This is a genomic window from Siphonobacter sp. BAB-5385 (assembly GCF_002261125.1).
GTDB lineage: Bacteria > Bacteroidota > Bacteroidia > Cytophagales > Spirosomataceae > Siphonobacter.
Genome location: NZ_NMPS01000239.1, coordinates 1 through 11,183 on the forward strand (window position 1 = coordinate 1; position 11,183 = coordinate 11,183).

The following is an 11,183-nucleotide window of genomic DNA, read 5'->3' on the forward strand; positions in this document are numbered from 1 at the left end:
TACATTCCATGTCGGCACGCCCACCGCTCTTTTGATCCTGCTCTAGGCTACTGAACAGTCAGGTATAAGGACCAAATCTAGTCTAGGTGAATAACGAGCCAATCTTTTAAACTCCTATGCCTCCTACCGTCGGCACCAAACTCAGTTTATACACCTAACAATGGACATTAATACAAAAAACCCAGAGCCTAAACAGACTCTGGGCTAACTATATCAAAAGGCACTCGAACTATCGGTACGGATGAATAGTCTGAATATACCCTTTTTCATCATGGAGCAACGGAGTCACTTTTATACTCCGTAAATGCGTCACCCCTTTGGATAAACTGGAATCATGGTAAAACAAATACCACTGCCCATTGAATTCACAAATGGAGTGATGGGAGGTCCAGCCGACTACGGGTTCCAGAATCCTTCCCGCGTAGGTAAAAGGTCCGTAGGGACTGTCTCCGATGGCGTAGCAGATGTAATGCGTATCGCCCGTAGAATACGAGAAATAATATTTGTCCTGATACTTATGTACCCAACTCGCCTCAAAAAAGCGGCGGTCGTTATCTCCGGCCGTTAGTACTTCGCCGTTCTCATCCGTCAGCACCATCTCTCTGACCTCTTCGGCAAAAGACAGCATATCCTCCGTCAGCCGGGCGACCCGAGGACCCAGAGCGGGTTCATCACCGACCGGCTCCTGATGGGCGGCATCGAAGGAATTATTCCGATACGATTGAAGCTGTCCGCCCCACAAACCGCCGAAGTATAGATACGCCGCTCCGTCATCATCGACAAAAACGGCGGGGTCAATCGAATAACTATCCTGAATCGGTTCCGCCTCGGGCGTGAAAGGACCCGCGGGAGAATCGCTAACGGCTACGCCAATCTGGAAAATCCCGTCGGCTTTTTTGGCCGGGAAGTAGAGGTAATATTTTCCGTCTTTAGACGCCGCATCCGGAGCCCACATTTGCTTTTCAGCCCAGGGAACATCGTTCACGTGCAGAGCCAGTCCGTGATCGACAACGGCAGATTCCGGCGTTTCCATGGAAAAAACGTGGTAATCTTCCATCGCAAAATGACTTCCCAGATCATCAAAGGGGATACCCGCCTCTATGTCGTGCGAGGGATAGATATAAATTTTCCCTTCAAACACGTGAGCCGACGGATCTGCTGTATACAGGTCTGTCACCAGAGGCTGGGAAATGGCCCGCTTGTTTAATTCCTCAAAATCAATGTGTTCAATTGAATCTTCTGGCATACTAGGCTTCGTTAGGGGTGTTTAATACGGGACTGCGTCTGGCCTGCAGTTCCCTTTCGAGTTTGTCTTCCATTTTCTTGTCAATTCCATAACCCAGCAGCAGCGTGGCTCCGCCGATGAAAATCAGGCCCGGCACCACGCTCACCAGGAACCGAATTCCTTCTACGGCACTTTCCATCTGTACCGTCGCATCCGCATCGTAGCCGAATACGCTCAGCAACCAGGCCGAAATGGCTCCGCCAAAGCTCAGGCCCACTTTCAATCCAAAAATCATGGCGGAAAATATGATCGCCGTTGCTCGCCGGTTGTTTTTCCATTCGCTGTAATCCGCCACGTCCGCAATCATTGCCCAGAGCAGGGGAATCGTGATGCCGTACAGGAAGCCATGTAACGTCTGTAAGGCAAAAACAGTCGATACAGCCGTCTGGGGCAGAAAATTGATGAGGATCAAACTGGCCCCCGAAAGAGCCACAAAAAGGGCGTAGATATTACGTTTACCCACTTTATCAGCCAGCGGCTTCGAGCAGATAATGCCAGCAATCATCGCCAGGGTACTCGCCGCACTTACCACACTGGCAGTAGCATAGGGAGCACTACCGGGCTTACGAAATTCCGCCAGGGCTGCTTCTCCGGTGACACTTTCCAGTTGATTGAGCCAATTACTAAAGCCCAGGTTTTCTAAAAAGGCCACCTGACTACCCACCGTGAGGTAATACTTGAAGTAAAAGATATTCATACCACCTTTAATTGCCAGCGTGATGAAAATCAGTACCGTCAGTCCCAGCATAATTAACCAGGGTCGGTTGTTGACCAAATCCGATAAATCCTGCAATAAGGGCGTCTTTTGTTCTTTGGGAGGTGATACGCGTTCTTTGGTGGTTAGAAAGGTGATCAGAAAACAGATCACTCCGGTAATGGCGAATACTTTCATAACCTGCTCGAATCCAGCCGCTTTATCGCCCTGACCAATCGAAATCACCAGGGGCAATAATAATACCTGTACCGTAAACTGAGCAATCATCACGGCCACGAAACGGTACGAAGACAGACTGTTTCTATCTTTCATATCGCCGGTCATGACACCACTTAAAGCAGAATACGGCAGGTTATTGGCTGAATATACGACCACCAGAATCACGTATGTAACGAAGGCGTAAGCGATTTTACCGCTCTCATTGAACGAAGGGGTGGAAAAGGCCAGCAACGCAATAATACCGAAAGGTACGGAAGTCCACAGCACCCAGGGACGAAACTTGCCCCACCGGGTATTGGTCCGGTCGGCAATGGCTCCCATCGCCAGATTGAATACGGCCCCAATCACCCCGCCGGTCAGCATGATAAAGCTGGCACTTCCGGGGGATATTTTGTAGACATCCGTATAGAAAAACGTAAGAAAAGCCATCAGGGTCTGAAAAATCAGGTTTGCGGCCAGATCGCCCAGGCTGTACCCTATTTTTTCGAGGACTGTTAATTTGGTGGATACGTGCGGTTCCATACGATTAGGTGCGGGGTTTACTATTGGTTCGCCTGAATTACTTTGTAGAAGGCTGGCTTGGGGTTGTACTGACGGTCAAATAACAGGGGGTAATTGGTCCGCCCCCGTACGGGCCAGCCATTCAGCCAGCTTTGTCCGTCATGAACGCCCCAGAACGTCACGCGTGAAATCTTGTCTTTATGCTTGATGAATAACTTGAACAAGGCCTCGTAATCGCTGGCGAGTTTCTGTTGAAGGGAATCCGGCAAGGCGTTTGGGTAGGGATTCAGGCCTTTGTCGTTTTTCATTTGCTGACTCACTTCGGCTCCCTGAAAATCGCGTTTCAGTACCTCAATGTCCAGCTCGGTAATCGCCACTTTGATGCCCAGGGCCGAATACTGGAGAATACTCTCTTCAATGTGCTGTAAGGGAATTTTACCCGCGTGCCAATGGCCCTGAATGCCTACGCCGTCAATCCGGACGCCCGCTGCCTGTATTTTTTTGATGATGGCGATACAGCCCGCCCGTTTGGCCGGTTGCTCGTTGTTGTAATCGTTGTAGTACAGATCGGTTTCGGGCGAAGCTTCCTGAGCCAGCTTGAAGGCTTCCGTAATATAATTTTCACCCAGCCGGTTCAGAAAAATGGATTTCCGAAGCGTTCCGTCCTCGTTCAAGGCCTCGTTCACCACATCCCAGGATTGTACTTTCCCCCGATACCGACCAGCTACCGTCTGAATATGATTCCTGAAAAACAATTGAAGGGAATCATTGCTTTTAATTTTCCGTACGAAGCCGGGTAACTGACTGTGCCAGATCAAGGTATGGGCATTGATGGCCAGTTTGTTTTTCTTGCCAAATTCCACCAGCTTGTCGGCATAGGTGAAGTCATACTGATCCCAACGCGGATGGATCACTTCCGCCTTCATGATGTTTTCGGGCGTAGCCGCGTTGAATTGTTCGGTAACTAATTGAATTTCTTTGGGGTTTTTCTCGTCAATCTGACCCGCATTCAAAGCCGTCCCGATCAGGAAATAATCTTTATACACCTCTTTAAGAGAGGGCAGGTTTACTGACATTACTGGCCTGGTTTCCGGCTTGAAATGCGTCATCGCCAAACTGGTCAGCCCCAGTAGGAAAAGGGGTGTATATTTAAATCGCATACAGATTAGTTAGTTTTCGTTTGATAGATGGTCTCTTCCGGACCTAAATAGCTTTGTTCAACGCCGCCAAAATCAACCACCAGTTTTTGAAGCACCACGCCCGGATTCACCAGCCAGAACTTCAGCGTATGTTTCCCCGGCTTGTCAAAAACGTGTTTGCTGGTTTTGATAATGATATTGCTGCCCGCCCACTTATTCCAGATGCCGCGGTCACTGGTTTTGTCCTCCTGGTTGATACTAAAAATTTGGGCAGGTGCATCGTCTACGGAAATGGCGTACTGCAAACCCTTCTCCGAACTATAGAAATTTAGACTGGGGGAAAAGTAGGCGTGAATGGTGGCTTCGCCAGCGGAGTACGTATCGACATCGTATTCCACGTGAGGGGCGTTGCCTTCGGGTTTTTGCTCCGGGGCTGTCACCGGAAAAGCCGTAAGGGCCGAACCCGTTCGACCGTGGTCGGGTAACACCTTCCAGGTTATTGTGTTGGAATGAATCGCTCTTGAGAAATGGTCGGCTTCGATGGAGACACCCCGTTTTTCATCCTGATAAAACGCATGTCCTGAAGTCTTTGCCTGCCCTTTCGTTTGCTGATTCGTTTGGGGTTGGGGCAATGGCTTCTCGGTACCTTCATTCGCGGCTAAACGCATCACTTTCGGCATTCGCTGCACGTTGGGCTGCTGCCAGCTGGTGTAGCCAATGTGCGTCTGACTCATCAAGTGATTCCATTTTCCGTTGTTGAGCTGATGATACCGTTGTGTAATGAGCGAATCGTTGGCGTACAGCTCTTGTACTTTGTCAGCGTACGCATTGGTTTGCTTCCACTTTTGCTGGTAGGCCTCGGTATTGAGAGCAACGTAATAATACATCGCATTGAGGTTGGCACAGGCCTGGATGGGGTGCAGTACCAGTTGAAAAAAAGCATCCCGGTATTGCGTCGGAATTTGCTGGTTTAAAGCTTCTGCTTTGGCTAACAACTGGTTATAATCCGCAACCACTTTCGCCCATTCGCCGGTTTCCAGCGAGTAAGTTTTGGCATCCAGCAATTCGGGTTTTCTCCGGGCATTGTACTTGGCGTACCGGGCTAACAGAAAGGCAATGTCGCGGGCGTGCGTCTCGCCAAACTGAGCCGCTGCCCAGGTTTCCGTATACGATTGCAGCTGGTCGGCTCCAATCCGATCCGGATTCCAGGCGTAATCCAGGAAGAAGGAGATCGGAAACTCCATGGGTTTTAAGTCGCCCACGTTCACAATCCAGATATTTTTGACGTCATGCTGCCAGGCCAGGTGCATCTGTTCCCAAATCCGGGGCAGTGGATTGGTATTCAGCCATTTGTAATTTCTGGGACCGCCTACGTAGTCAAAATGGTAATAAATGCCGTAACCACCTTTGCGGGCTTTGGCAGTCGGAGCCGGAAGCTTGCGAAGGTTGCCCCAGTTATCATCACACAGCAGCAGAGTCACGTCCTCCGGTACTCGCATTCCCTTGTCGTAGTAATCCTGCACTTCTTTGTACAAGGCCCATAGTTGTGGGGTTTGCTCGGCTCCTTTTCCCGTTACTTCCGAGATAATTTCCCGCTGATCTTTGACAATTTGTTCGAGCAAAGCCGTTGCGGTTTCCCGGGACATAGGTTCGTCGCCGTCTCCCCGCATGCCGACACTCACGATTTTCTCATTTGTGGCCCGCTGCATGCCATCCCGCCAAAACCGACTCAATTCCTGCTTATTTTGCTCGTAATTCCAGGGACCTTTCCCGAATCGACGCCACTCATCGTGAGCCCGCATCAGGGGTTCATGATGGGAGGTACCGATTACGATTCCGTACTTCTCAGCCATTCGTATGTTGAGCGAATCATCCGCGTAGAAGGCGTTGCCCCACATCGCTGGCCAGAGATAATTGCCCTTCAACCGAAGAATGAGTTCGAATACTTTTTCGTAAAACTTGTGATTGAAACCCCCGAATTTCTCCTTCGTCCAGCCAGACAGGGCCGGAGCTTCGTCATTCAGAAAGATGCCTCGATATTTTACCTGGGGAGCGTCGCTAACGACTACATTGTTAAGCAGGTAGATTTCGCTTTGTTTTTTACCGGTACATCGGCCCACCAATGCCAGGGAGACACGCCCAGTTGACGGGAAAGTTCGAAAACCCCGTACGCTACGCCTCGTCGATCACTTCCACTAATGACCAAGGCCTGAGCAATCGCAGGCATCGGTTTTTGCAGCGTTTGAAGATGGTACGTCTCCCAGGCCCTTTGCAGCTTGGAAGGATTGAGCTTCTTCCCGGCTACGAGTTGCTTTATCCAGGCAGATTGTCCAGGCGTACCAATCGCAATTACGTTTTGTTTAACCTTGTCCAGGGTATGAACAATGGGTAGCTGACGGCCCGTCACGAGTTCAATGTCTTTTTGCAGCAGTTGAGCCGACGTCTGCAACAGCTCCGTCTCGTTCGCATCAACATAAATGACCGACTGGGTAATCGCGAAAGGAGTAGGTTTGGTCGATACGATCTGCTGAGCGTGTGCCGCTGAAAGCCAAAGCACTCCTATGGCAATAAGTATTCTAATGTTCATGTCTGCTTTTTATCCAATCAATGAACGCTGGTTTAGGTAGCTAAGTCGTTAGGAAAGCATTCGTAGTTTACAGACTTATCCATGAAGCCTAAAACCATGACTTTTTAAAGAATTAGTTTAACAAAAGTATCCAGTAAGGCTCCGCACCTGTGAGAACAGATGTATAAAAGAGTGATACAAATGTTTAAAAAGGCCTAACTTAACTACTTATACGTTTATTCAGACACCCCTACGTATGGATTCAACCGTGAAAAGAATGCTGTGGCAAATAATCCTTTCCATTACGCATTCGCCTACTAGGAAGACGGGTATTTTACACCTTCTGGCTTTTGCTGATCATTTTCACGGATTCCATAATTAGTTTAACTCATGCTATCTTACTTAAGCTATTTTCATGATTATACTAATAAATAATTATATTTGTCTTATACTCTGCCAAGCCTGTTTTTAACTTATGGATGCTACATAAGGACACCGCCTGCGATAAGCTGGGAGTTTACTATAGACGATTAACTGAGGTTCATGAACATCCTTTACAAAATTTTACTGAGTACGCTCCTTATCCTTTCCCAATTCAAGGCGTTTGGGGAATCCCAGCCGTTGATGTTTACCACGCTTACTACGAAAGATGGGCTTTCTTCAAACACCGTCGCTGCCATTCTGAAAGATCGGTACGGTCTGCTCTGGTTTGCTACGGAAGATGGACTCAATAAATACAACGGTTCCAATTTCACCGTCTACCGCCATAGCGACGCGGACCCTACCAGCTTAGGCTCCAATGATGTATCCGCTTTGCATGAGGATCGGGAAGGTCGTCTCTGGGTAGGTTCCATTGAGGGGTCGCTTCATCTGTACGACCGAAAGAAGGATTCATTCATCCGGATTAATGTCGGACTGAATGTGTATTCGATTTGTAGTGATCAGCAGGGAATGATCTGGGTCGGTACACACTCGGGCGTTTTCAATATCGATCCTAAAACGCTAAAAATCACGACTCCCAGCGTGAATGGCTACGCATTAGGTGATGGAAAACCCTGCCGTCGTGTCTTTGAAGACCAGCAAAACCGAATCTGGATTGCCACCAATGATGGCCTGTATGTCTATCAAAAACAAACCAATCAGGTAAAAGCATTTTTTAACGATCCTCAAAATCCTAAAAGTCTGACCAGCAGTACCATCATGTCGCTTGCTCAGGACAAACGGGGAAATCTGTGGGTAGGTACCCAAAACGGACTTAACCGGCTATTACCCGATGGCAATGGCTTTGAAACCTTTCGTTTCAAAAAAGAAGATCCCAAATCCATCAGTAATAACATCATTTACGCCATCGCGGCTGATGAGAATCATAAGTTGTGGATTTGTACGGAGATGGGGTTAAATATCCTGGACATTGAAACGGGCCAAGCGGAGCGATACCTGCCGAACCCGAACAGCCCGTATAGCCTGGCCAATAAATCCGTCAAATGCCTGTTGATTGATCCCAGGGGTATTACCTGGCTGGGCACGTATCAGGGTGGAGTCAACAAGTACGATAAAAACCTGACCCTGTTTGGTTTACAACGGAGTCGCCCCGGCGATAACGCCAGTTTGAGTGCCCCTTTTGTTACATCTTTTGCTGAAAAAGCCAACGGAGATCTGTTTATCGGAACGGACGGCGGCGGATTGAATCTATACAACCGCAAAACCAATCACTTCAATCGGATTAACCTGTATTCAAGCGAAGGTACGCCCTTGCCCAACCTGGCCATTCTCTGTATGACGCAGGCTCCCCGTCAGCAAGTCTGGATTGGCACATTTCAGGAAGGGCTATTTTTGCTGGACGCCAATACCGGAAAAAGCCAACAATTCAAGATGGGTCCTTCCCCCACCCACCTCAATCACAATGATATTTTCTGCGTGAAAACGGACCGGCGGGGCAAGGTATGGATCGGCACGAACGGCGGGGGACTGAACTGTTATGACCCCGTCCGAAAGGAGTTTACGTACCTGAATCCGCCCTCCAAATCCAACCCTTCCCTCATTCCACTGAATGGGTACATCCGGGCTGTTGAAGAAGATAGCCACGGTAACCTCTGGATTGGATCGCTGGGAACGGGGGTTGCGGTATATAATCCGTTGACCCAGAAAGTCTTCCGTTATGACAAGGGAAACAGTCATCTTCCCAGTAACCGAATCACGGCCCTTCATTACGACCGGAAGGGAAACATGTGGGTCGGAACGAATGGCGGAGGGCTCGCCCGGTTTGATTCGGCTTCCCATTCGTTTGTGCGGTATGGGGCAGAAAAAGGATTGCCCAGCAGCATCGTAAACAAAATTCTTGAAGATCAGGAAGGTAGAATCTGGGTGACTACCAATAAAGGCATCAGTAGCCTGCAACAGGGAGCCAACCGGTTTACCAATTACACCTCGCACAATGGACTTCAGGACGACATCTTTGCGTTTGGCTCGGGTATTCGTACGTCGGACAATACTTTATTTTTTGGCGGGATCCACGGATTCAATTTCCTGACTACTGGCAATATCAAGCAAAGTGCTTTGTCACACCCCATTTTATTTACGGACCTGAAAGTAGGAAACAAAACCATTACTGCCGCGGATTCCAGTATTACCTCCGAGCACATCTCACTGGCCAAGTCCATTCATCTGGATTACAAACAGAATTTTTCCATCAGCTACGCCTCCCTCAATTATACCAATGCTCACCAGAATATCTATCGGTATCGGTTAAAAGGCTATCAGGAAGAATGGTACTATGCGGGCACCACGACCGTCGCTCATTATACGAACTTAAATCCCGGCGAATACACCTTCGAAGTACAGACTACTATTCACGGCAACGTCTGGAATCCGAACGGAGCCTCGATACAAATTGTAGTTAACCCACCCTTTTATCTCACTTACTACGCGTTTGCTTTTTACATCCTGGCAGCGGGCTTTACGATCTGGTCGCTCCGTCGTCGGGGGATTCGGAAGATCAAAAAGAAATTCGCGGAAGAGCAGCAACAACGGGAAGTACAGCGGATTCGGGATCTGGATCAAATGAAAATCAAGTTTCTTACCAACCTGAGCCATGAGTTCCGTACCCCCATTTCCCTGATTCTGGCTCCGCTGGAAGGTATTTTAGCCAAGAAACACGAGTCCGCCATTGACTCCCAGTTGCAGACCATCGATCGAAACTCCAAACGTCTGCTTAACCTGGTAAATCAGTTGCTGGATTTCAAGCAAATTGAACAACAGGAACAGACGCTACAGGTCTCTACCCGAAATGTGGTCGCTTTTGCCAAAGAAACCTGCGACTCCTTCCAGGATCTGTCGGAGAAAAAACACATTGATTTTGTATTCCAGAGTTTTGTACCCGATCTGGATCTTACGCTGGACTTTGATAAGATCGAACGCGTGCTGTACAACTTACTTTCCAATGCCTTCAAATTCACGCCCAAGGGTGGAAAAATTAAACTCAAAGTCTTTTCTCAGGTAGACGATCGTAATCCGGACCAGCACTGGTTTTGCATTGCCGTATCGGATACGGGTATTGGCATTTCCCAGGATAAGCACCTGCACATTTTTGAACGATTCTACCAGGAAGAAGCCAAGGGTTTCATCAATCAGGGCAGTGGCATTGGCTTATCGATTGCTCAGGAATTTGTATTGATGCACGGCGGAAAGCTATCCGTGGATAGCGAGCCGGGTAAAGGAAGCACATTCATTATTTACCTGCCGCTGGCCGAAGCCTCTCAAAAGGTGTTTTTACCCGAAGAAATCGTGGAACCCAAACCCTTGCCACCGGGCAAACAGGCCCTGGGACCGAGTGGAATTGATACGGCGGACCGCATCCTGGTGGTGGAAGACAACGAAGAATTCCGGCATTTTCTGGTCGAACGCCTCAAAGGACAGTACAATGTTTTTGAAGCCGCCGATGGTCGGGAAGGCTGGCAAAAAACGCTTTCTACCCATCCGACGCTGATTATCAGCGACATCGCAATGCCGCACGTGGACGGGATTGAATTCAGTCAGAAGGTAAAATCAGACAAGCGAACCAGCCATATCCCCTTGATTTTATTAACGGCCTCCACGGGAGATCAGCAGCAACTCCGGGGGCTTTTATCCGGGGCGAATGACTACCTGACGAAGCCGTTCAACTATGAGATTTTGAATGCGAAAGTAAATAACCTTCTGGCATTAAATCGCGTTTCGAAGGGCTATTACTCCAAACGAATTAACCTGGTTTCTCCCGAGGTTGAAGTAGAATCAGCGAATGAAAAACTCCTGAAAGACATCGCCTTTTTCATTGACGAGCATATTAATAGTTCTGTACTAAGCGTAGAAAACCTGAGTAAACACGTGGGTATGAGCCGGGGATCGCTCTACAGTAAATTGCTGGAACTGACTGGAAAAACGCCCGTGGAATACATTCGATCGGTTAAGCTGGAGAAGTCCGCAACGCTGCTGGAGAAGAGTGATCTGAATATTTCGCAGATAGCTTATTCCGTAGGATTCCCGAATGCAAACTACTTCACCAAGTCTTTTAAAAGTCAGTTTAATATGCTGCCGTCGGAGTACCGGAATGCGAAGAATCTGTCGAATTAGAGGCTAATTCGTGCCTGTTGGGTATCTTATTTTGTTATTAACCTAGATCGGATTCAGTACTTCAGATAGGGCTGTTCGGTAGCCCAAAAGCCTTCCAGGCTGCACCTCTCCATGACCAACCATTCCATGGGGGCCATCCCATGGCGGCGA

General features: G+C 48.6%; 6 protein-coding genes. 1 reads left to right on the forward strand and 5 read right to left on the reverse strand.

Annotation, left to right across the window (positions count from 1 at the left end; all coding sequences use genetic code 11):
* Nucleotides 1-229 precede the first annotated feature (229 nt).
* The 5 genes from BWI93_RS25225 to BWI93_RS29840 are packed head-to-tail and all read right to left on the reverse strand — an operon-like array spanning nt 230 to nt 6,446.
* Nucleotides 230-1,246: a glycoside hydrolase family 43 protein gene (locus BWI93_RS25225; protein ID WP_094816586.1), complete on the reverse strand. Its 1,017-nt coding sequence runs from the start codon at nt 1,244-1,246 to the stop codon at nt 230-232.
* A 1-nt stretch (nt 1,247) separates the two neighbouring features.
* Nucleotides 1,248-2,741, reverse strand: a complete 1,494-nt coding sequence (locus BWI93_RS25230; protein ID WP_094816588.1) for an MFS transporter — start codon at nt 2,739-2,741, stop codon at nt 1,248-1,250.
* 20 nt (nt 2,742-2,761) lie between these two features.
* Nucleotides 2,762-3,829: an endo-1,4-beta-xylanase gene (locus BWI93_RS25235; RefSeq protein ID WP_255158062.1), complete on the reverse strand. Its 1,068-nt coding sequence runs from the start codon at nt 3,827-3,829 to the stop codon at nt 2,762-2,764.
* Between the two features lie 56 nt (nt 3,830-3,885).
* On the reverse strand, nt 3,886-5,979 hold the full coding sequence (locus BWI93_RS25240; RefSeq protein ID WP_369679221.1) for a glycosyl hydrolase 115 family protein: 2,094 nt from the start codon (nt 5,977-5,979) through the stop codon (nt 3,886-3,888).
* Nucleotides 5,925-6,446 (reverse strand): hypothetical protein, encoded by a 522-nt coding sequence (locus BWI93_RS29840; protein ID WP_369679222.1) that lies wholly within the window; start codon nt 6,444-6,446, stop codon nt 5,925-5,927. Before BWI93_RS29840 ends, BWI93_RS25240 begins: the two co-directional genes overlap by 55 nt.
* A 522-nt stretch (nt 6,447-6,968) precedes the next feature.
* Here BWI93_RS29840 and BWI93_RS25245 point away from each other — a divergent pair.
* A complete protein-coding gene (locus tag BWI93_RS25245; protein WP_094816592.1) occupies nt 6,969-11,033 on the forward strand; it encodes a two-component regulator propeller domain-containing protein in 4,065 nt (1,354 codons plus the stop codon).
* Nucleotides 11,034-11,183: the final 150 nt, after the last annotated feature.

Coding starts and splice junctions, on each gene's coding strand:
- BWI93_RS25235 (WP_255158062.1), bottom strand. CDS start 3,829: ATGACGCATTTCAAGCCGGAAACCAGGCCAGTAATGTCAGTAAACCTG.
- BWI93_RS25230 (WP_094816588.1), bottom strand. CDS start 2,741: ATGGAACCGCACGTATCCACCAAATTAACAGTCCTCGAAAAAATAGGG.
- BWI93_RS29840 (WP_369679222.1), bottom strand. CDS start 6,446: ATGAACATTAGAATACTTATTGCCATAGGAGTGCTTTGGCTTTCAGCG.
- BWI93_RS25245 (WP_094816592.1), top strand. CDS start 6,969: ATGAACATCCTTTACAAAATTTTACTGAGTACGCTCCTTATCCTTTCC.
- BWI93_RS25225 (WP_094816586.1), bottom strand. CDS start 1,246: ATGCCAGAAGATTCAATTGAACACATTGATTTTGAGGAATTAAACAAG.